General features: G+C 62.4%; 15 protein-coding genes. 7 read left to right on the top strand and 8 right to left on the bottom strand.

The window, feature by feature from the left end:
- Nucleotides 1-109: 109 nt before the first annotated feature.
- The 6 genes from AC1DXO_RS00255 to AC1DXO_RS00230 all read right to left on the bottom strand — a co-directional run bounded on the left by AC1DXO_RS00255 (nt 110) and on the right by AC1DXO_RS00230 (nt 6,441).
- Nucleotides 110-964 carry a DUF4198 domain-containing protein gene (locus AC1DXO_RS00255; RefSeq protein ID WP_476976067.1) on the bottom strand — a complete coding sequence of 285 codons (855 nt, stop codon included), beginning with the start codon at nt 962-964 and terminating at the stop codon, nt 110-112.
- A gap of 305 nt (nt 965-1,269) precedes the next feature.
- A complete protein-coding gene (locus AC1DXO_RS00250; protein ID WP_476976066.1) occupies nt 1,270-2,949 on the bottom strand; it encodes an EAL domain-containing protein in 1,680 nt (559 codons plus the stop codon).
- 35 nt (nt 2,950-2,984) lie between these two features.
- On the bottom strand, nt 2,985-4,250 hold the full coding sequence (locus AC1DXO_RS00245; RefSeq protein WP_476976065.1) for an NADPH cytochrome P450 oxidoreductase family protein: 1,266 nt from the start codon (nt 4,248-4,250) through the stop codon (nt 2,985-2,987).
- Nucleotides 4,247-5,257 (bottom strand): FAD:protein FMN transferase, encoded by a 1,011-nt coding sequence (locus tag AC1DXO_RS00240; protein ID WP_476976064.1) that lies wholly within the window; start codon nt 5,255-5,257, stop codon nt 4,247-4,249. The genes AC1DXO_RS00245 and AC1DXO_RS00240 overlap by 4 nt, the downstream gene beginning before the upstream one ends.
- Before the next feature lie 61 nt (nt 5,258-5,318).
- The gene (locus tag AC1DXO_RS00235) at nt 5,319-5,834 is read right to left on the bottom strand and encodes a DUF2271 domain-containing protein (RefSeq protein ID WP_476976063.1); all 516 of its coding nucleotides are present in this window, start codon (nt 5,832-5,834) and stop codon (nt 5,319-5,321) included.
- Entirely contained in the window at nt 5,827-6,441 is a 615-nt protein-coding gene (locus AC1DXO_RS00230) for a PepSY-associated TM helix domain-containing protein (RefSeq protein WP_476976062.1), read from the bottom strand. Before AC1DXO_RS00230 ends, AC1DXO_RS00235 begins: the two co-directional genes overlap by 8 nt.
- Nucleotides 6,442-6,582: 141 nt before the next feature.
- On the opposite strand from AC1DXO_RS00230, the gene AC1DXO_RS00225 reads away from it, so the two are divergent.
- The 4 genes from AC1DXO_RS00225 to AC1DXO_RS00210 all read left to right on the top strand — a co-directional run bounded on the left by AC1DXO_RS00225 (nt 6,583) and on the right by AC1DXO_RS00210 (nt 10,890).
- Nucleotides 6,583-6,822, top strand: coding sequence for a FeoA family protein (locus tag AC1DXO_RS00225; RefSeq protein WP_476976061.1), 240 nt, complete (start codon nt 6,583-6,585; stop codon nt 6,820-6,822).
- A 1-nt stretch (nt 6,823) separates the two neighbouring features.
- Nucleotides 6,824-8,662: a ferrous iron transporter B gene (gene feoB / locus AC1DXO_RS00220; protein ID WP_476976060.1), complete on the top strand. Its 1,839-nt coding sequence runs from the start codon at nt 6,824-6,826 to the stop codon at nt 8,660-8,662.
- Nucleotides 8,659-8,841: a hypothetical protein gene (locus AC1DXO_RS00215; RefSeq protein WP_476976059.1), complete on the top strand. Its 183-nt coding sequence runs from the start codon at nt 8,659-8,661 to the stop codon at nt 8,839-8,841. Before feoB ends, AC1DXO_RS00215 begins: the two co-directional genes overlap by 4 nt.
- 261 nt (nt 8,842-9,102) lie before the next feature.
- The gene (locus AC1DXO_RS00210; RefSeq protein ID WP_476976058.1) at nt 9,103-10,890 is read left to right on the top strand and encodes a serine hydrolase; all 1,788 of its coding nucleotides are present in this window, start codon (nt 9,103-9,105) and stop codon (nt 10,888-10,890) included.
- 446 nt (nt 10,891-11,336) lie between these two features.
- Here the strand turns inward: AC1DXO_RS00210 and AC1DXO_RS00205 are convergent, their stop codons facing one another.
- Nucleotides 11,337-13,871 carry a glycoside hydrolase family 3 protein gene (locus tag AC1DXO_RS00205; protein ID WP_476976057.1) on the bottom strand — a complete coding sequence of 845 codons (2,535 nt, stop codon included), beginning with the start codon at nt 13,869-13,871 and terminating at the stop codon, nt 11,337-11,339.
- A gap of 273 nt (nt 13,872-14,144) precedes the next feature.
- Here AC1DXO_RS00205 and AC1DXO_RS00200 point away from each other — a divergent pair, with 273 nt between their 5' ends.
- The 3 genes from AC1DXO_RS00200 to AC1DXO_RS00190 are packed head-to-tail and all read left to right on the top strand — an operon-like array spanning nt 14,145 to nt 18,291.
- Complete coding sequence (locus AC1DXO_RS00200; RefSeq protein WP_476976056.1) at nt 14,145-15,986, top strand: TOL_0244 family TonB-dependent receptor; 1,842 nt, start codon at nt 14,145-14,147, stop codon at nt 15,984-15,986.
- Nucleotides 15,986-16,522 (top strand): TOL_0243 family YfiR-like periplasmic protein, encoded by a 537-nt coding sequence (locus tag AC1DXO_RS00195; RefSeq protein WP_476976055.1) that lies wholly within the window; start codon nt 15,986-15,988, stop codon nt 16,520-16,522. Before AC1DXO_RS00200 ends, AC1DXO_RS00195 begins: the two co-directional genes overlap by 1 nt.
- Nucleotides 16,519-18,291 (top strand): ATP-binding protein, encoded by a 1,773-nt coding sequence (locus tag AC1DXO_RS00190; RefSeq protein WP_476976054.1) that lies wholly within the window; start codon nt 16,519-16,521, stop codon nt 18,289-18,291. The genes AC1DXO_RS00195 and AC1DXO_RS00190 overlap by 4 nt, the downstream gene beginning before the upstream one ends.
- Nucleotides 18,292-18,607: 316 nt before the next feature.
- On the opposite strand, the gene AC1DXO_RS00185 is transcribed toward AC1DXO_RS00190, so the two are convergent.
- Nucleotides 18,608-20,542 carry a sialate O-acetylesterase gene (locus AC1DXO_RS00185; RefSeq protein WP_476976053.1) on the bottom strand — a complete coding sequence of 645 codons (1,935 nt, stop codon included), beginning with the start codon at nt 20,540-20,542 and terminating at the stop codon, nt 18,608-18,610.
- Nucleotides 20,543-20,703 lie beyond the last annotated feature (161 nt).

Here is a 20,703-nt window from a genome sequence, read left to right as displayed (position 1 = left end):
GCAGCTTTGGCGAAGGGGGGTGGTGGGGGCCTTCGGTCGTTCAGCACCCAAACCAAGCAGATATGTGCATACCCTAGCTGCAAGCGGTGGAGGACTGGTGTTATACGGTTCAGAAGGGCAGAACCTCGAACGTCACCGAATAGGACTGACGGTCTTCGGGCAACGGCGGTGGGCCGGCTGGCGGTCCACCTTCGATCTGCGGGGGACGCGGCGGATAGCTGGCGCCGACCCAGTACAGCTGACCGAGCGGCCAGGTGACAGTGACTTCACCCCTGGCATCGGTCGTCAGGTTGGTGTCTTTCAAAGCACCGCGATACCGCACGCCACCGGGTACGACCGAAACCGCCAGCCCGGCCAGCGGCTTGCCGTCCAGCAGGGCGCGGAAGGTGGCGCTTTCGCCGGCGATAAAATCGGCCGGCGCGGTGATGGGGACAATTTCGAGCCCCTTGCCCGTCGGTTGCCACGAGGCCGCCGTCGGCTTGCCGTTGGAGACATAGGTATCGGCGCGGCTGAGCATGTGCGAGGTCGCAACGTCGGTGGCGTCGGCCGGCACCTGGGCGGCCATTTCCGCCGCCGTGCCGCGGAAGCGCTTGATCTCGCCGCCGGCGGTATAGCGCGCATTGATCGTATCGCTGGCCAGGGTAACGCGGTAGGTGCCGGTCTGGGCCAGGGTCAGTTCGCAGCTGCTGCGCAGGGTCAGGGTAAAGGGATTGGCGCAGGTCGCGGCCGTACCGTCGGGCGCCGTCACGACCAGGCCGTCAAGCTTGGCGGCGAAGGAGTCGAGCTGGAAGACATCATCGGACGCTGCGGCGTCAATCGTCACCACAGGCGGCTTGCCCGGCCCCATCGCTTCGACCTGGGTGCTGGACGCCACGACCCATATTCGCTTGGCGTCGGCCGAACCGGCCGCCAATGCCAGCACCGCCGCTGCGCTGATCGTTGCCCATGAATAGAACTTGGTCATACAGCCTCCATATACGAGGCTCGTTTACTATTAAATGCAACTCATTCGCAATGGTAATCTGCGAATCAGGGGCGGAAATATCGCATCGGGAGCTTCATGGTCACGCATATCTGAAAGCGCTCGCTGTCGCGCGTAGCGCACTTCATGACGGGCCACTGCACCGGAATACGAATTCGTAGCACCGGCTGAACAGGTACGCCTGCGCGCGTTAGCAAGCAGTCTTATTCGTGCTTATTCGTGTTCATTCGTGTTTCAAATCTTGCGAACGGTTCCACACGCGCAGGCTTCACATGCCCCGCCCCGGATCAGCCCCAGCTTTCGGTGACGCCCTTGCGGCGGCCGGGATTGACCAGTTCCGGCAAGCGCAGTTCGCGCTCCGGTCGGCCGAACAGGTAGCCCTGGCCGAGATCGAGACCCATGTCGACCGCCAGTTTCGCCGCTGCCTCGTCCTCGATCATTTCGCCGACCACCTGTGCCCCCAGTTCGCGCGACAGCAAGGCGATGGAACGGATCAGGGCGCGTTCGCGCTTGTTATCGCGCGCCATCTTCAGGAAATGGCCGTCGATCTTGATAAAGTCGGCTTCGAAGCGGCGCAGGTAGTTGTAACCCGAGGCGCCCGAGCCGAAATCGTCAAGACAGACCGAGAAACCGAGACGGCGCAGATTGTTGAGGAAGTTGGCGGCGTTGTCGATCTGCTCGATTTCGGCGGTTTCGGTGAGTTCGAAGAGCAACCGGCCGGCCAGATCCGCATTCTTGCGCACAGTGGCCGTAAGCGCATCGCAGAAGGCGTCGGATTGTACGGAATGGCCCGACAGGTTGACGGCGATGCGCGCATCGGGCTGGCGTTTCAGTTCCTCGATGCCGCGGCCATAGACGGCGGCGTCGATTTCCGGGATCAGACCCATCTGTTCGGAGAAGCGGACCGTCTGATAAGGGCTTGAATCGCCTGGAAAACGCAACAAGGCTTCGAAGTGGCTGATCTCACGCGTCTTCAGGCTGACCACGGGCTGGTAGTGCAGTTGGAAGGCGCCCGTGGCGATGACAGCGTGCAGGCTGTCGTATTTCTCTACCGTCGAGGCCATGGCGGCCTGCATGCTGGCTTCCAGCGACAGCGGCAGCTTGCCGTCATTGCGCGTGAAGGTGCTGATGGCATAGGCCAGGGCCTTGGCGACACCAGCCTCATCGAGATTGCCCGTGTCCATTGACAAGGTGGTGACATTGGGACGGACGGCGCCCGGCCGGATACCGGCCGCTTCCAGGGTATGTCCCAGGTCACTGACCAACTGGCGTTCCGCCTTCTCGGTGCCGCTGGCCGAGGCGATCAGGCCGAAGTTTTCGGCGTCGAGCTGGCCGGCGGAAGAAGATTCCACCGAACTGGCGCGCAGAAGTCCTCCGATATCGGCCATCAGTTGGCGCGAACGGTCACCCGGCATGGCCTTCATGGCCTGGGTCAGGCCGCCCATACGGATCAGGCGCATTTCATGCAGCATGGCGGCGCCCGAATCGGCGTCGGTCGGATTGATCGATTTTTCGGCCATGTGCTGGAAGTCGCACATGTTGAGCAGGCCGGTGATGTCGTCACGCTTGGGCAGGCCCATCGACAGGGATTCGGCCAACACGGTCACGGTGACATGCAGCACGTTGCGGTTGGTCAGGAAACAGGCCCCGACATTGACCAGGATCGGCTTGGCACGACCCTGGGCCAGGTACAGGGCTGCGGGCTCGATACGGCCCGTTGTGCGGGCCTTTTGCAGCAGATGGGCCAGGGTAGCGCGCTCAGACGGTTGGAACAGGCCGCCGAGATCGGTGCCTTTCAGAGTCACATTGTCCGCCGCCAGCAGCGCCTTGGTCGCGCCGGTCGTATGAGCGATCCGGCCATTGGCATCGAGCTCGATCAGAAGGTCCGCTGCCGCCATGGAAAAGGCGATATAGGTGTCGCGCTGGTATTTGAAATCTTGTGTTTTGAGATCTGGGGCATTGCTCATGCCCACACCGTAACATGACTATGTTAATATAACGGTCAATACAGGTCCCGGCGATAACGTCCGTCACGCAGGGCGGCGTCGACCCAGGCACCGCCCAGGACTGCGCGCAGGGCCGAATCCACCGCCTGCCCCATGGCGAGGCCGCCGCAAACAAGAATAGCGCCGCCTTCGCCCAGGTAGGTGCGCAGGGCGTTCGCCTGGGCGGTGACAATGTCCTGGACATACAGTTTATCGCCGCTGTCGGGTTGCGAAAAGGCAAGGTCGAGGCGGGCCAGCGGCCAGGTCAGGGCCAGGGTACACAAGGCGCCGTCACGCACCGGATGACGCTCGCCATAGATCAGCCAGCCGGGCTTGGGCGCTGCCAGGATATGGGCACGCAGGCCGGCCAGGCCGGAACCGGCGGCGATCATCAGGACGGGGCCAAGCCCTTCGGGAGCATGAAAACCGCTATGAGATTTGATGCGCAGCGGCACTGTGTCGCCCGGCGCCAGGCCCTGGGTCAGCAGGCCGGAGCCCGTGCCATTGGCCACCGCGCGAACAAACAGCTCGGCATGGCCTTCGGATGGCAGGGAGGCCAGGGAGTAGTCCCGGCGGTGACCGTCAGGCGTGGTAATTTCGGCGAGGTCGCCCGCCTGCCAGGTTGGCAGGTCGTTGACCGGGACGAGACGAATGCGAAAAAGCGGCATTTCGCCCATCGGATTGAGACGTTCGCGCAAGGTCAGGCGCCACGGTGTGAAGACGGCGGCATCCGACGTCACAGAAGCCCCGAGTTGGATCAGGAGCGCATCCCATTTCGCCAGCGTGGTTGCGTCGAGGTCGTCGGCCGTCATACAGGCCGACAGGGCGTGAGCCTGCGTGGCCATCAACCAGTCGAACAATCGCAGGCCGAAGGCGCAAAACTTGTCGTACCTGTGATCACCCAGCGCCAGGACGGCGAAGCGTTTGCCGGACAGGTCAATCCTCTCGCGCATCAGGCCGCGTTCGAAGGCCACGGCGTCGTCGGGCGCGTCGCCTTCGCCGGTCGTCGAGGCGACGCACAGGATGGTCTCGGCAGAGGTAAGAATCTCAACCGTAACTTGGCGCAGGGACAGGCAGGTGGCGTCGAGCCGCTTAGCGGCGTCGCGGGCCAGCTCTTCGGCCTGGCCGGTCTGGGAGGCATAGAGAACCAGGGTTGCAGCGGTCTTCGTCAGGCGCTTTTTCGGCCATAGCGACGCCAGGCAGATCGCGATAAAGGCAGCCGCAGCGCCGGCGGCCCACAGCCAATTTTGCGGATCGTGGGTCACAAGGTCGCTTAATTTCATAGCCAGCGCTCCAGGGCGGGACTGAGGCGCTCGCGAATGGTTTCACCGTCGCGGATGCGCAGCAGGCACGCAATGTCATGGCACGTCGCGAACTCAAGACCCCTCGCCTCGCCCATCACCATCAGGGCGGTGGCCAGGGCGTCGGCGCGCCAGCACAGGGGATCGAACACAGTGGCCGAGGCGATGGCGGAGCGGGTGGGTGCGCCGGTGGCGGCGTCGATCGTATGCGACAGAATCCGGCCGTCGTGGACGAAAAAACGCTGACCGTCGCCCGAAGTCGCAACGGCGTGTTCATGTAGGGCGACAACCGCGTCGACGCCGGCGATTTCAACCCACCATGGCAGGCCATCCGACTGGACGCCGAAGCTGGTCAGTTCACCGCCGACCTCGACCAGGGCGGCGACGCAACCGGGTTCCGCCTTGACGATGCCCAACAGGGCGTCGGCAGCGTATCCCTTGGCGATGGCATTGAGGTCGAGACGGGCATGGGCAGGCCGGATCAGGCCGTCGGCGCGCCAGACCAGGTCGCGCCAGCCGCCGCCCGCCAGGTGTGTCGTATCCGGCAGGCCGGGGGCGACGGCCTTGGCGCCGAAACCCCAGGCTTCGACGGCATCGAGCAGGCAGGGATCATACGCGCCCTCGCTCAAGGCGGCTATGTCGAGGGCATGACGGACGACCTCGAGCAGCATGGCTGGCAAGGGGACGAAGGTATCGGGCGCGGCATGATTGAATCGCGTCAGGTCGGAATCGCTGCGGTAGGGACTCATCTCAACATCGATGCGGTTGAGTTGGTCCTGGAGCCGGGTGCTCAGGGCAGAGTGCGCGCGTTCGGACAGGCCCGGATCGGCGAGGAGGATGACCTTCCATGTGGTGGCGAAAGCCTGGCCGGCCAGCGTGTATTTGCGCGCCGTGGCGCAGGGCTGCGGCGCCAAGGTGAGCTCGGGCACCAGCACCTTGCGGCCGGCGATCGGAGCGGATTCACAAAGTTCTGCGTCTGCGGATGGCATGGTTGCCCCTCACCCGGCCCGTTGGGCCACCCTCTCCCCGCAGGCGGGAAGAGGAAAATAACTACGGCTTGTAAGTGATTTTGACGGCGCCCAGTTCGCCGTCGCCCTTGCCGGAAGCCGAGGCAGCCTTGGAGGGCGCGTAGGTGAAGGGCACCTTGACCAGGTCGTGACCGCCGGCTTCGCGGGCGGCTTCGACGACCACCACATAGGCGCCAGGCTTGAGCCTGGCCAGGGTCGCCGCATCGACCGTCAGGGTCTGGCGGCCGGGGGCGCGGGTGGCGGTGGTCAGGCCGTTGATCGGCAGGGTCAGGTCGCGGCCGCTCTTGCGCCACCAGGTGCGGACCTCCTTCAGCCATTTCTGGCCGCCGCCGTCCTTCTTCTTGACGTCGTACCACAGGAAGACATTGGCCGTGTGAGCGCCCGCCGCATCCTCGATCCAGCCGGCAACATAGGGTTTGTGGTACTCGGCGACGGTCTGCTGCGGGATATCGACATCGAGCGTCATTTGCCCGGCGATGGCAGAACCGGCCGTCAGAACGAGAGTGCCACCGGCCAGCAGGATCGGGTTTTTAAGCATGTACGAACACCATGAAGAGGATGAAGGGCAGGACCAGGCCGGCGGCGATCAGCGGCCAGGTGATGCTGCGGTTTTTGGCGTAAAGCCAGAGCAGGCCGAAGCCGGTGACCGAAAAGACGACGCAGGCGATAGCCAGGAGATCGATGAACAGCGACCAGACGGCGCCGGTATGACGGCCTTTATGCAGATCGTTGAGCACCGCAATAACGCCGCGTTGTGTACGTTCATAGGTGACATGACCATCGGCCTTTTCGATCGTCACCGAGGCATCGACGCCGGGCCCGTCGAGATCGACGAAGATTTCGTCGTCGGTCACATCGGCCGGAATGCGCGAGATATCGACGCCGGTCGCACGCCCAACGCCGACCGCCACCAGCCTCGGCACTGGCTGCTTGTCGACGGCCTTACCGTAGCCGGTGAAGCTGGGCAGGTCCTTTTCGATGCGGACGGTTTGCGGTTTGGCTTCGATCTTCGAGGCGTGGTTCAGCGTAAAGCCCGTCACCGAAAACAGCAGCAACCCCATCAGGCACAGGGCCGAGCTGATCCAGTGCCATTGGCGCAACTGATTGCGCCAAAAGCCGGACGGAAGGGTGGAGGGTGACAGCATTGGCAGGTACGAAACTTATTTGATAATCATTCTCATTATCGTTCGCATTTGACTTTGACAAGCGCTATCTTGTCGCATGACGCGCCCTTGACCCGTCCCATAACTAAATGATAATCATTCTCAGTCTTAAGTATGGCGGCCATGAAACTCACAGACCTGCAAGCCTTTGCCCCTGCCCGCGTCGTCGCGGTCAGCGATGTAACCGACGGCGACACCATCAGTCGCCGGTTGCGCGAACTGGGCTTTGTCAAGGGCGAGGAGATTTCCGTGGTTGGCCGCGGGCCGATCGGCGCCGATCCCCTCCTGATTCAGATCGGCTTTACCCGCTTCGCCCTGCGCCGCTCGGAAGCTGCCAGAGTGACCGTGGAGCAGGCGGCCTAGTATGAGTACCCTGAATATCGCACTTGTCGGTAACCCCAACTGCGGGAAGACGGCGCTGTTCAACCAGCTGACCGGTTCCAGGCAGAAGGTCGCCAACTATGCCGGGGTCACCGTCGAGCGCAAGGAAGGCGTCTTTACCGCACCATCGGGCCGTTCGGTGCATGTGTTGGACCTGCCCGGGACCTACAGCCTTGACGCCATGGGGCCGGACGAGATCATTACCCGCGATGTCTGCCTGGGCAAGCTGGCCGGTGTGGCCGTGCCCGACCTGATCGTCTGCGTGGCCGATGCGACCAATCTGCGCCTTCACCTGCGTTTCGTGCTCGAAATTCGCCGGCTGGGACGGCCGATGGTCCTGGCCCTGAACATGATGGATGCGGCGAAAAAGCGCGGCATCCGCATCGACCGGGCGGCTTTGGAACGCGAACTGGGCCTGCCGGTGATCGAAACAATCGCCGTCAAGTCGGATGGCACCAAGGCCCTAGTCGAACAGATCGATCGGGTCACGAATGACCGCGCAACTCCCGCCGACATTTTACGTTCCGGGGACGACGACCACGCCGAGACGCGACGCATTCTGGCCGCTACTGTCGTCATGCCGACGCGGACGGCCGTCACCGACGATGCGCTGGACCGCGTCCTGCTCAATCCGGTGTTCGGCATACCCATCCTGCTGGTCATCATGTTCGTCGTTTTCCAGGCGGTATTCACCTGGGCGACGCCTCTGATGGATGGCATCGAGGCGGCCATGGCCTGGCTGGGCCAGTTGGTCACCGCCACCATGCCCGACGGCCTGCTGAAGAACTTTATCGCCAATGCCATGATCGGCGGGCTGGGCTCGGTGCTCGTCTTCCTGCCGCAGATCATTATCCTATTCTTCTTCATCCTGCTGCTGGAAGAATCCGGCTACCTGCCGCGCGCCGCCTTCCTGCTCGACCGTTTGATGGCCGGCGCCGGCCTGACGGGGCGGTCATTCATTCCGCTGTTGTCGAGCCATGCCTGCGCCATCCCGGGCATCATGGCGACGCGCTCGATCCACGACATGCGCGACCGGATGACGACCATCCTGATCGCGCCGCTGATGACCTGTTCGGCGCGCCTGCCGGTCTATACCCTGCTGATCGGGGCCTTCCTTCCCAATACGACGGTGTTCGGCTTTGTCAGTTTCCAGGGCCTGGTGTTGTTCGGACTGTATATCGTCGGCATCACGTCGGGCCTTATCGTGTCTCGGGTCATGTCGGCCTTGCGCCGCGACAAGCACGAACATCCGCTTCTGATGGAGCTGCCGTCGTACCGCGTGCCCAATGGCAAGAGCCTGGCTCTGGGGCTGTGGGAGCGGGCGATGATCTTCGTCAAGCGGATCACCGGCATCATTTTCGCCGTCAATACCCTGCTATGGGTGCTGACGACCTTTCCGGGCAAGCCGGCCGGCGCCACGGGCCCGGATATCGACTACTCGATCGCCGGCATGATCGGCCATTTCATCCAGCCGGTCTTTGCCGCCATTGGCTTCAACTGGCAGATCTGCGTGGCGCTTATCCCTGGCCTGGCGGCGCGCGAAGTGGCGGTGTCGGCGCTGGGGACGGTCTATAGCGTGTCGGGCAACGACGACGCTGTGACCCAGCAACTGAGCGGGCTGATCGCCGGCCAGTGGTCGACGGCGACCGCCCTGTCGCTGATCGCCTGGTACGTCTTTGCGCCGCAGTGCCTGTCGACCCTGGCCGTTATCAAGCGCGAGACCAATGGCTGGAAATATGTTGCCATTACGGCCGGGTATCTGTTCGCCCTGGCCTATGCGGCGGCCTTTATTACCTATCAGATCGCAGTGAGGCTGACATGATTCAAACCCTTATTGTCGCGGTGATTGTGGGCTTCTGCGCCTGGCAGGTGGCGAAGAAATTCTGGCCGAAAAAGGTAGCGGCTTTACCATCGTCGAACAGTGGTGGTTGCGGTTCCGGCGGCTGCGACACCTGCGGGGCGTGCAAGACCTTCACGTTCGATGTGCCGGATGGGAAGTAAGGATTTTCCCCACAGATTTTCACAGATTAGCACAGATTTTTCAGGTGCTTATGCCTGTTCAGCGAGAGGTTAGCCTCCTGGCGCAATGCGCCGTTTTCTAATCTGTGCTAATCTGTGAAAATCTGTGGGGAAATACCTTTCCTAAGCCGCGCTCTTCCAGGATTCGATCAGGCGCACATCACACATCCCGACTCCCGCCTTGACACGGCCGGGATAACGGCGTTTGTCTCCAGCAACAAAACACAACGGTGGGGTGACGTGATGGCTTACTCTCAACGAATTGTTGCGTATGTTGTATCCAGTCTGCTGGCGCTCTGGGCCGGTTCCGCCTTTGCCGGCGCCCCGCCAAAGGCCACGACGAACCAGACCCCGACTCCCACGGGCGAGACGGGCATCCAGGTCAAGCCCGCGGAAAAACCTCTTTTCGACAACAATGCCGTGTTTCCGACGGCTGTCATCAGCGACCAGAGCGAAACGCGCACAGCCAATAATGCGACGGCCTCGCTGACGCTGAAGGTGCACAATTACAACAAGGTCACCACGGCGCCGGCCTGGCTGGCCATCAAGGACAGCAATGTTCTTATGGAACCGGCCGCGACCAGGGTCATGCTGGCGCCGATGGCGCCCGGCGAATCGAAGACGATCGTCGTGGCGATGAAGGCCAACCTCACCGGTACGACCTTCGCGACGTGGAACACCCACTATGACAATGCCTGTGGCGCCGAATACCGACTGGTCCTCGACTGGCGCGGTCCGCAGGCCGAGACACCGTTCGGCGAACATATTGAAAGCTTGCTGAAACTGGCCAATGGCCACGATCAGCCCGGCCAGCCGATCTGCGACGACACGCAATGCGTCGTGCCGTGCGATGTCGTCAAAGCGCTGAGGGCCAGCCTGGACGGCCACGTCGTCGGCTATTCCTATTTCATCGGGCGCGATGTTAACTTCTTCAAGGGCGGCGGCGGCAGCGCGCGCACGGCGGCCGATGGCACGGTCGTGCCGTTCGGCGCGTCGACCAAGGTGACGGTGGCCAGCGTCAGCAAGCTGGTCTCGGCGATCGCCACAGTGAGGCTGCTGGACAAGAAGGGCGTCGCCCTGACCGCCGGCATCGGCAACTATCTGCCGGCCGACTGGACGCCCGGCACCTATGTCAAGGGCATTACCTTCAAGCAACTGATGTCGCAGCAAAGCGGCATCAAGGACTATGGCAATGTCTCCCAGGCCTATGCGGGTCTGAAGACCTTCTACGACCAGAATGTGTCTGCGGCGGGAACCCAGACCTGCCAGAATTCCAGCGTCCAGAATCCGCCCAATCCGATCAATCCCAACAACAATTCACCGTGCTACAGCAATTACAACTTCTCGATCCTGCGCCTGCTGCTGCCGAAGCTGAACGGCAATGCCGAGGACCCTTCGCAGGCATCGCGGCCGGCGACCCTGGCGGCGCAATATATCTCCCTGGTCCAGAAGAACGAATTCGATCTGGTCGGTGCACCGAACGTGTCGTGCGCGGCGCCCAACAACTCGACCTACGCCTTCGCCTATCTCTATCCCGGCTCGAAGAAGGGCTTCGACTGGGGCGACAATTCGCTGCAATGCGGGGCGGCCGGCTGGTATCTGTCGGTCGACGACATGTCGAAGGTCATGGTCAGCCTGGCCAATGGCGACGGCAAGATCCTGGTGCACAACCCGTTGCGCAGGATCGTCGCTGTGGGTGGCCTGCAGCCGGCGGGTCCGGTGCTCAATGGAACGGCCGGCAAGGACCTGTTCCAGGACATGAAGGATTCAAGCCTGGGCTTCGACGAACCTCTGTTCGGGACGCCCAAGCCTCCCTATCCGGAGTTCGAAAAGAACGGCGGCTGGGGCGCCAATTGCGACGCCAATGGCAATAATTGCGAGCAGATCAGCACATCGGTCGCCGTCTTCGGACCGGGCGTGGTCGGGATTCTGTTCCTCAATTCCAATGTCTCGGGCGGACCGGAATCGGGCCAGGGGGCGGCGAAGATCCTCGAAGACGCCTACTATGGCGCGTTAAAGCCCAAGACCTAGGCGTACCGGGCAATACCCGCGGGACGTGCAAAACATTCACCTTCGAGGCACCAAAAGAGTCATAAGGATTTTGGAACCGCAGATTTCGCCGATTAACGCAGATTTATCGGTGCGAAGTCTACGCGCAAAGCGCATGTCACAGTCGACAGACCGACACGTCTATTGCCAGGTATCGCTCTGAAAAATCTGCGTTAATCGGCGAAATCTGCGGTTAAACCTCTTACAGTAGGTTAAAACACCTGCGGAACGTGCAAGACATTCAACTTCGAGGCGCCGGAACCCAAGAAGGGTTTACACAGATGTCACAGATGTCACAGATGATTTCATGCGCGCTCGCCTGCGCGCAGCGCCTTTCATCGTGAAATTAAGGCGCTACGCGCGATGAAGAATCCGAAGTTACGTTGGCAGAAAATCATCTGTGACATCTGCGACATCTGTGTAAAAACCTACCCCGTCGGACAGGCCGCGCCCTTCTGGGTTTCGACCAGGCGCACATCCGTTACCGTCACGTCCAAGGTCCCGGGCGTCGCCAGGTGAAGCACGCTGGGGGTCGCGGCCAGATCCTGGCCCGCAGCGAAGCACGACAAAGGCACGGCCAGCACAACATCGCCGGCCTTCAGCAGCTTGGTCACGGGAACACTGGCCGCCCCGGCGCCCAGCACGACATCAGCCGACGGCAAAGCATTGACCTTCATCCGCACACTGAGCATCATGGCGCCATTGGCTTCGCGGGCGACGTCGGAAGGCTTATCCGCCGCGATCTCGAACCAGGCATCCTTCTTGCCGGTCCAGGTCACATTGACCCCGCCATCGGCCGGCTGCATCAGGATGGCCGCCGAGCCGTACAGCGTCGTCTTCGTACCGACATAGGCCATGCGCGGCACATTGGCGTCGCCGATAAACAGCTGATAGCCGTTCCACACATCGCCTTTAGCGAAGTACACGTTCTTCTCGCCGTACTTCACATTGCCGGCGACCTCGTCCAGTTGCGGCGTCGACGCCGGCGCGGCATAGGACAGGCCGAAACCATAGGCGAATTGCGGGTCGTAATTGGCGTCACCGACATTGAGCGGCGTCTGATCGGGGCGCTTCGGCCACGAAAAACTCAACCGGCCCTGGAAATCGTATTGCGGCGTGCCATCGGCCTTGGCCAGCAGGACATCGGCCACGCCCTGCCCTTCGGAACCCGGCAACCAGGCCTCGACAAAGGCATCGGCGGCGTTGATCTGCGGATTGATATAGAGTGGCCGGCCGGACAGCATGACGGCGACGACGGGGATGCCCTGGGCTTTCAGCTTTTTGATCAGCTCCAGCGACTCGACATTGTCGTGATGCAGGGCGACGTCGGACTGGTCGCCCATGAATTCGGCATAGGGTGTTTCGCCGAAGACGACGATGGCGACATCGGGCTTTTGCGCCGAGGTGCCGTCGGGGCTGAACATCGCCTGTCCGCCCGCCGCCTCGACCTGGGCCTTGATGCCTTCATAGATTGAGGTGGCGCCCGGGAAGTCGTTCGGACCATTGTCGGAACCCTGCCACGACAGGGTCCAGCCACCCGACTGCATGGCGATATTGTTGGCGCCATCGCCGGCGACCAGGATATGGGCGCCCGGCTTGATCGGCAGGACGGCGTCGTTGTTTTTCAGCAGGACCAGGGACTTGCGCACGGCTTCGCGGGCCACGGCGCGGTGATCTGGCGTGCCGATGGGGGCGAAGGTCGTCACGCGGTCCTTCGGCGACGGTTCGTCGAACACGGCCATGCGCAATTTGGCGCGCAGGATTCGACGGACGGCGTCGTCGAGGCGCGCCATCGGGATGGTGCCGTCCTTGACCTCGCGCACCATATTGCCGTGCAGCGCTTTCCAATCCTGGGGCGCGTTGAAGATATCGAGCCCGGCATTGAAGGCGGTGGCGCAGTCGAAATTGCTGCAGCCCGGAATCTGGCCGTGAGCGTTCCAGTCGCCCATGATAAAGCCGTCAAAGCCCATCCTGTCCTTGAGGATGGTGGTCATAAGGGCCTTGTTGGCGTGCATCTTGACGCCGTGCCAGCTGTTGTACGAGGCCATGATCGACTGGGTGCCGGCGTCAACCGCCGCCTTGTAGCCCACACCATGAATGTCGGCCAGTTCCTGTTCGGACACCAGGCTGTCGCCCTGGTCGCGGCCGCCCGACGTCGAGCCATCGCCCAGGAAGTGCTTGGCGGTCGAGATGACGTGATTGCCATCAAGGAAGGTCTTGCCGGAGCCCTGGATGCCGCGCACCATGGCGGCCGCGTAGTCGGAAACAATCCGGGGGTCTTCGGAATAGCTTTCATAAGCCCGTCCCCAGCGGTCGTCGCGAGCCACGGCGATGGTGGGGGCGAACGACCAGTCCATGCCCGTCGAACGGACCTCGGCGGCGGTAACCGCGCCGATGCGGGTGATCAGGTCGGCATCGTGGGCGGCGCCCAGGCCGACATTGTGCGGAAATAGCGTAGCGCCATAGACGTTGTTATGGCCGTGGACGGCATCCGACGCCCAGATCATCGGGATGACGACGCTGTGCGCTGCCGGGTCGACCGAGGCCTCGTAATAGGGCTGGATCAGGTTGACCCAGTCGGCAACGGTCGAATGCTTATTGCCGTTCGGAACCGCGCCGCCACCGTTCTCGATGGAGCCGATATGATACTGTTTCGCTTCGGCCGGCGTGATCGACTTCCACTCGGGCTGGATCACCTGACCAACCTTTTCCTCGATCGTCATCTTCGCCATAATGTCGCTGATGCGTTTTTCCATGGCGGAATCGAGACCGACCGGCGACCTTGCCACCGGCCACAGTTTCGGATGCACGTTCTGGGCGTTAAAGGGCTTTGAACGTTTGGCGTGTACTGTTACCTTGGCCTCGACCACACTGGGGGTCAGTATCGAGGCCAACAACAGAGCGGTGCAGGAAACCGCACCCATGAAAAGGCCGCGCCGGCGAACGGAGGAAGGGGTTGCCATGGGGTTTCGTCTCTCTGTGAGTCTTATGATTTTGGTGTTATGTTTTTTGGCATGAAGAACCATGACAGCGCTGTCGTCAAGGTCACTATCCATAAGGCGCTGTCAAACCGCATGGAATTCTTACTTATTCTGAGAATAAAAACCATTTGCTGTCAGTGTGTTCGGGGGTAAAGGCGGGTGAAGATTTTGCGATTTTTAACGACGTCTGGATCTGTGCGCGCGGCAGCAATTGTGTGCCTGACCGCCATGTCAAGCCCGGTATGGGCAGACCAGGTGCCAGACCTTACAGCCGATAGCGAAGCAACCTCGGTCGCTGACCTGCAAAACCTGTCTCTGGAGGATCTCGGCAATATCCAGGTCACCTCCGTGTCGAAGCGGCCGGAGGCCCTGAGCGAGGCGGCCACCGCCATCTATGTCATCACCGCCCAGGACATTCGGCGCAGCGGCGCTACCAGCCTGCCCGAAGCCTTGCGCCTGGCGCCCAATCTCGAAGTGGCGCGAATCAACGCCTATAGCTGGACAGTAACGGCGCGCGGCTTCAATTCCCCGGAAACGGCCAACAAGCTGCTGGTCCTGGTCAATGGCCGCACCGTCTACGAACCGATCGGTTCGGGCGTCCTGTGGCAGCAGGTCGATATCGACCTGCCCAATATCGAGCGCATCGAAGTGATCAGCGGACCCGGCGGCACCATGTGGGGCGCCAATGCGGTCAACGGCGTCATCAATGTCATTACCAAGGGCCAGGCAGCCAGCGAAGGCCTGTTCATGCACGCCACCGGCGGCGGCCAGGACCGCACGGTCGGCGTGCGTTTCGGCGGCAAGATCAGCGACCACATCAGTTTCAAAGTGCTGGGCGACAGTTTCGCCTATGACGCCACACAGCCGGCTACAGCCGGAGATACGTTTAACGATGCCTTCTCCGGCACCTATGCCGGAATGGGGATTAGCGGCGCATGGGAGCACGATAGCGCTTCGTTCGGCGCATCCGCCTATCGCAATGCCATCGCCGACCATGGCGGCGTCTTCACCGGCCGGACCATCCGCGCCGGTTGGACGCACAGATTTGCCAACGGCTCGACGCTGGATACCAAGGCCTATGTCAGCCACGACGTCCGCGAGCAGCCAATACTGTACGAGGCCCGGGATCTGCTTAGCCTGGAAGCCCAGCACACCGTGACGCTGGGAAAACGCCACGTCGTGGTGTGGGGTGGCGAGTTCCGCTATTGGTGGGAAAACTTCAATTCCTACAACATATTCCATTTCGCCGATCCGAAGACGACCATTTCGCTGGGCTCGCTGTTCATCCAGGATGAGATCGCGCTGAAACCGGACCTGAATCTGACCCTGGGGCTAAAAGGGGAGACCAACAGCTATTCCGGCTTTCAATGGCTGCCCAGCGTCCGGCTGGCCTGGCACCCCCGCGAAGAGACCGTGCTGTGGGGTGCGGTATCGCGGGCCGTGCGCACACCCAACCGCATCGAACGGGAACTGGAGGCCGATCCCTATCTGATCCCTTCACCCGACTTCCAATCCGAGACCCTGACGGCGATCGAAGCCGGTTGGCGGATGCAGCATGAAAATCGCTGGTCGCTATCGGTTTCGGCCTTCTACAACCTCTATGACGACCTGCGCACCTATGCCTATGACCCCGTCCATGTCTTTCCGTTCATGCTCGATAATGGCGGACGCGGGACGACGTCAGGCGTCGAAATTTGGGGCCGCTATGCGGTAACGCCGGCCTGGCGCCTCAGTGGCGGGGTCAATACGCTGCATAAGGATTTCGAGCTCAAGCCAGGTCACCTTGACGTAAGCCAACTCAACGTTCAGGGCCAGGATCCATCCTACCAGGCGCAGATCCGGTCGCAATGGGACGTCAGCGACAAGGTCGAGTTCGACATCAGCCTGCGCCAGGTCGGCAAGGTCGATAATGCGCCCGTACCGGCCTATACCGAAGCCGACATGCATCTGGGGTGGCAGGTCACCGACAAGATCCAACTGGCGATATCAGGCACCAACCTGTTGCATGAACGCCATATCGAGGTCTGGGACCCGTCGACGGCCGATCCGCGCTATATCGGCCGGTCGGTCTTCGCCACCCTGCGTCTGGATTTCTGATGGCCGGGAGACGCAGCCTTGCTGTGGGATGGGCCGCCGGGCTGGTGATGGCCATGCTGATCGTATCGCCGTGCGTGGCCGCGACCACGCTTGAGACCGCCGTCAAGGCGACCTTCCTGTACAAGTTTGCCCCTTTCGTCGACTGGCCTCAGGCCCAGGACGGCCCATTTCATATCTGCGTCGTCGGCCGGGACCCCTTCGGCCAGGTGCTGGATCAGGCGGTTGTCGGCCAGACCTATGGCGCGCGCCCGATCCAGGTCGTCCGTATGAATGCGATCCAGGATCAGTCGCCGTGCGACGTCGCCTATCTCGGCGGATCCGGCGAACAGGATGTCGGCCGGGCCCTGGCTGCGCTGCGGGGCGCACCGGTGCTGACAGTGACCGACGAGGGCGACCCCGCCGGCATTATCCAGTTTGCCATACGCGACGGTCGCGTGCGTTTTTCCATCGACCAGGACACGGCGGCGGCCGGGCGGTTGTCGATCAGTTCCAAGCTGCTCAGCCTGGCCGTTTCGGTGAAAGGAGCTCGCAGATGAGCCCCCACTCCTTGAAAGATGAGCCGATTGTCAGAGAGGTAGAAAGCCGGGGGTGGATGGCCCTGCTCAACAACACGCGTACCCTGGCCGTGATGATCAGCCTGGTCACCCTGATCGTCGCCAGTGTCGGGCTGGGCGTCTATGCCGAGGCGCGTCACAATGCCGAGGTCCAGCAATCCGCGAAAATTCAGGCGCGTATCCTGGCCGAGTCGGTGTCCGCCGCCCTCGCTTTCGGTGATACGGCGACCGTCAACCAACTGACCGGTGCCTTGCGCGCCAATCCGGACGTCGCGGCCGTCGCCGTCTATGACGAACGCGGCGAGGTCGTGGCCCATGTCGGACCCGAACCTGTGCGCAGCGCACCCACGGCCCCGCTCTTGGCACCCCGGGTGGCAAGCATCGCCATCTGGACGCCGGTCGTCGAGAACGGTGTCAAGCTGGGTACGGTCTATTTCCGTATTCGCAAGGAAGCCATGGCGCCGCGCATGGCGCGTTACGCCGGCGCCATGTTGCTCGTCCTCATGTCGTCGCTGATGCTGGCCGTCATGGCCTTCGACGCCCGCGCCCTGTCGCGCGGCAATCAACGCCTGCGCCAGGAAATGGCCGATCGCGAAGCCGCCGAGGCCGCCCTGCGGCAAAGCCAGAAGATGGAAGCGGTCGGGCGATTGACCGGCGGTATCGCGCACGACTTCAACAATATGCTGGCCGTGATTATCGGCAATCTCGACATTCTGACGCGACGCTATCCCGAAGCCGATCCATTGCTGATGCGCTTCGTCACCGGGTCGCAGGAGGCCGCCAAGCGCGCCGCCGCCCTGACCCAGAGGCTGCTGGCCTTTTCACGCCGCCAGCCCCTGGATCCGCATGCCGTCGACGTCAGCAAGGCGGTGACGGAGATGTCCGACCTGCTGCGCCGCACCCTGGGGGAGACCGTCTCGATCGAGACCGTGCGCTCGGCCGGCCTGTGGCGCGCCCATATCGACCTCGGGCAACTGGAAACCGCCATCGTCAATCTGGCCGTCAATGCCCGCGACGCCATGCCGGACGGCGGCAAGCTGACCATCGAGACCTCCAATGCCTGGCTCGATCGCGACTATGCCAGGTCGCAGGACGAGGTCATTCCGGGGCAATATGTCCTGGTCGCCGTGAGCGATACCGGCACCGGTATGCCGCAGGAGATTATCGACCAGGTGTTCGAGCCCTTCTTCACCACCAAGCCATCGGGCCTGGGGACGGGCCTGGGGCTCAGCCAGGTGCACGGCTTCGTCAAGCAGTCGGGCGGCCATATCAGCATCTACAGCGAGGTCGGGGTCGGCACGACGATCAAGCTCTACCTGCCGAAATCGACCGAGGAGGTCGAGGCGCCCCCGCCGGAAGCACCGCTGCGGGCGGACCGCGACCGCCGAGACGTCACGGTCCTGGTGGTCGATGACGAGGCCGGCGTGCGCGAATTCGCCGCCCTGGCGCTGAATGAGCTGGGCTTTGATGTGGTAAGCGCCGACTGCGCCGACCGGGCGTTGCAGATTATCGACGGCGGCGGACGGATCGACGTGCTGCTGACCGATGTCGTCATGCCGGATGTCAGCGGCCGCGTGTTGGCCGACGCGGTGTTGAAGAAGCGGCCGGACATGCGTGTGCTGTACATGACCGGATATACGCAAAACGCCATCATCCACAATGGTGTGTTGGACCACGGGACATCGCTGATCACCAAGCCGTTCACGGTCGACAAGCTGGGCCAGGAAATGGACGCCGTCCTGGCGGCGTAGGCCGTTAGTGGGCGGCATTGATTGCCGCGCAATATTTTGAAATAGCAGTATTTTCAACGCGGAAAGCGCCGAAAAGTCGGAAAGACGCGGAAAGGGAGCCGGCGGACAAGCTTACGCCCGAAGGGCTGTCGTTCCGAGAAGTTGGCAACTCACGCTGTACGAAGGCGCTTCGCGCGATAGAAGCAATATCCTGAATTTGGCTTCGCCGAACTTCGTTTCCGCGTCTTTCCGACTTTTCCGCGCTTTCCGCGTTGAGAATTACCGTAAAATCAGAATATTACGCGAAATCCGTAGCCACCTCCTGCATTTATGCTTTCTATGGCGCGACCGTCTGTTCAAAGGGCAAAGCCGGCAGGCCGGTCTTGCCGTCATACAGCGTGCAGGTCGGTGAATCCGCCCAGCAGAAGCGCACCTTGGTCGCGTCCTTCGCACCGGTCAAAATCACCTGCCGCCCCGAAATCTCGGCATCGACATACCGACATTCCTTGTCATGACAGGCCTCGAAGCCGATCGGCCGGGCCGCGCTGTAGGCGACGAAATCGCCTTCCTGACCCGTAAAGCTCAGTACCAGCTTCTCGCCGTCGCGCTTGATGCCGGCGATCTGCGGGCCCGATTCCGAACCCTTGAAACCGTACAGTCGGATGGCCATGGCACGGGCCAGGCGCTCGCCCAGGGCCTGTTTGTTGGCGGGATGGACATCGGTCGGTTCACCGATATCGATCGCCGTGGCCAGGGTCGCATTTCCATCGGCCAGCACGGCCAGGCGCTGATCTTCACGCAGGCGCGCCCAGCCGGATTCGACAGGATGGGTCGGGCGCGGCCCATTATTTGCCAGTTGCACCACGGCAAAGGCCAGCTCCTGGCCGAACTGGTCACGCCAGTCGCGGAAAAGAGCGCGCAACAGGCCCTGATACGGATTGCCGACATTGCTTTCGCCCTGGTACCAGACCGCGCCGGCGAAGGCGAAGGGTCCCATGGGCTCGATCATGCCGTTGCGCAGGATGCTGACGCCACCCGCTGGGTCCCACGGGGCGCGCGGCGGATATTTCTGTGCCTCCGGCACCGGCGCCCAGCGCCACGAGTCGAGCGGCAGGACCGTGCCGTCGGCCAGGCGCAACTGGCGCGGTTTGTCACCATACAGGCCGCCGAAGCTCCACAGGTCGATGACATTGATGACGACGATATTGTCGCCGGATTTCAGGCTGCCTGCTTCGATCTTGTAGTGGCGCTCAACACCCCCGCCCGAGGTAAAGCCGACCGGCTGACCGTTCAGCCAGGTCTGGTCGATATCGTCGATCTGGCCGAGATCAAGCGTCGCGCCCTGAGCCGCCTGGGCGTCGCTGAGCGTCACCGTCGTGGCATACCACAGGGGTCCGTCATAGGTATAGAGACCGGCGCCCGGCCATTTCTCCCAGGCCACGACCGGATTGGGCACCGGTTGCCAGGTTGCCAGGTCGTCGGCTGTCGCCGCCCACGGCGTGCCGGGCGCGGCGCCCGATTGCCACCAGGTTTCAAACGCGTGACCGAACTCAAGACCCGCCCTGGCAGGGTCGTCGGCGTAAACGCCGAGCAGGTTTTCCTGGGCGGCATAGTCGGGCACCAGGGCTTCGGACGACAGCCATGTGGTGATGTTGGAGCCGCCCAGAGACGCATTGACCAGGCCGATCGGCACATGGACGCGCTTTTGCAGGGCGTCACCGAAGAAATAACAGGCGGCCGACCATTTCCCCACCGTGTCGGGCGCGGCCTTTTCCCACGTCACCGGCGTCTTGAAATGCGCCAGGGGTTTCGGTGATGGATCCGTGGCGATGGTCGCCATGCGGATCGTGTCATTGGCCGAATTGCTCTTGACGATATCATTGTTGAGCGCGCGGTCGACCGGCAGGCCCATGTTCGACTGGCCCGAACAGAGATAGACGTCGCCGGACAGAACATCCGTCACCTCGACGCGCTCACCGTCGTCGGTCGAAACCGTCAGCGTGCTGGTCCGGCCAGGCTCGAAATCCGGCAGGTTGATGCGGAAGCGGCCCTTGTCGTCTGTGGTCGCACTCTGACTGACATTGAAGAAGGAAATGTTGATGTTCTCGTTGGGCGCAGCGCTACCCGACACCACCGCGGCGTGGCGCGGCATGATCATGTGGTCCTGGAACAGGTCGTCGAGCGCCAGGGGCGGGCGGCTCTTGTCCTTCGCCGAGACCGGCGTGGAGCAGCACAGGGCAATACCAAGGGCAACAGATATGGCGCGGCGCATGGCGTCCCCCCTTATGAATCTCTTCGGCCTCAGGCGTAGCAAATGGGCGTCGCCGGGTCGAGCCCGGAAAATCGAGCGAGTTTCATGTCACCGCGGCAACATCTAGCGCCGGACGACGTCCTTTTTGCGGCGATTTACCTGTAGCGGGGCACCTTAACCAC

The sequence above is a fragment of the Asticcacaulis sp. P2_C5 genome, from assembly GCF_056404555.1.
Note: the sequence above shows the minus strand (reverse complement) of the source record. Positions and strands in the feature narration are given on the sequence as shown.

Coding starts and splice junctions, on each gene's coding strand:
- AC1DXO_RS00190 (WP_476976054.1), top strand. CDS start 16,519: ATGAGCCCCCACTCCTTGAAAGATGAGCCGATTGTCAGAGAGGTAGAA.
- AC1DXO_RS00255 (WP_476976067.1), bottom strand. CDS start 964: ATGACCAAGTTCTATTCATGGGCAACGATCAGCGCAGCGGCGGTGCTG.
- AC1DXO_RS00235 (WP_476976063.1), bottom strand. CDS start 5,834: ATGCTTAAAAACCCGATCCTGCTGGCCGGTGGCACTCTCGTTCTGACG.
- AC1DXO_RS00195 (WP_476976055.1), top strand. CDS start 15,986: ATGGCCGGGAGACGCAGCCTTGCTGTGGGATGGGCCGCCGGGCTGGTG.
- AC1DXO_RS00215 (WP_476976059.1), top strand. CDS start 8,659: ATGATTCAAACCCTTATTGTCGCGGTGATTGTGGGCTTCTGCGCCTGG.
- AC1DXO_RS00240 (WP_476976064.1), bottom strand. CDS start 5,257: ATGCCATCCGCAGACGCAGAACTTTGTGAATCCGCTCCGATCGCCGGC.
- AC1DXO_RS00210 (WP_476976058.1), top strand. CDS start 9,103: ATGGCTTACTCTCAACGAATTGTTGCGTATGTTGTATCCAGTCTGCTG.
- AC1DXO_RS00250 (WP_476976066.1), bottom strand. CDS start 2,949: ATGAGCAATGCCCCAGATCTCAAAACACAAGATTTCAAATACCAGCGC.
- AC1DXO_RS00205 (WP_476976057.1), bottom strand. CDS start 13,871: ATGGCAACCCCTTCCTCCGTTCGCCGGCGCGGCCTTTTCATGGGTGCG.
- feoB (WP_476976060.1), top strand. CDS start 6,824: ATGAGTACCCTGAATATCGCACTTGTCGGTAACCCCAACTGCGGGAAG.
- AC1DXO_RS00225 (WP_476976061.1), top strand. CDS start 6,583: ATGAAACTCACAGACCTGCAAGCCTTTGCCCCTGCCCGCGTCGTCGCG.
- AC1DXO_RS00185 (WP_476976053.1), bottom strand. CDS start 20,542: ATGCGCCGCGCCATATCTGTTGCCCTTGGTATTGCCCTGTGCTGCTCC.
- AC1DXO_RS00230 (WP_476976062.1), bottom strand. CDS start 6,441: ATGCTGTCACCCTCCACCCTTCCGTCCGGCTTTTGGCGCAATCAGTTG.
- AC1DXO_RS00245 (WP_476976065.1), bottom strand. CDS start 4,250: ATGAAATTAAGCGACCTTGTGACCCACGATCCGCAAAATTGGCTGTGG.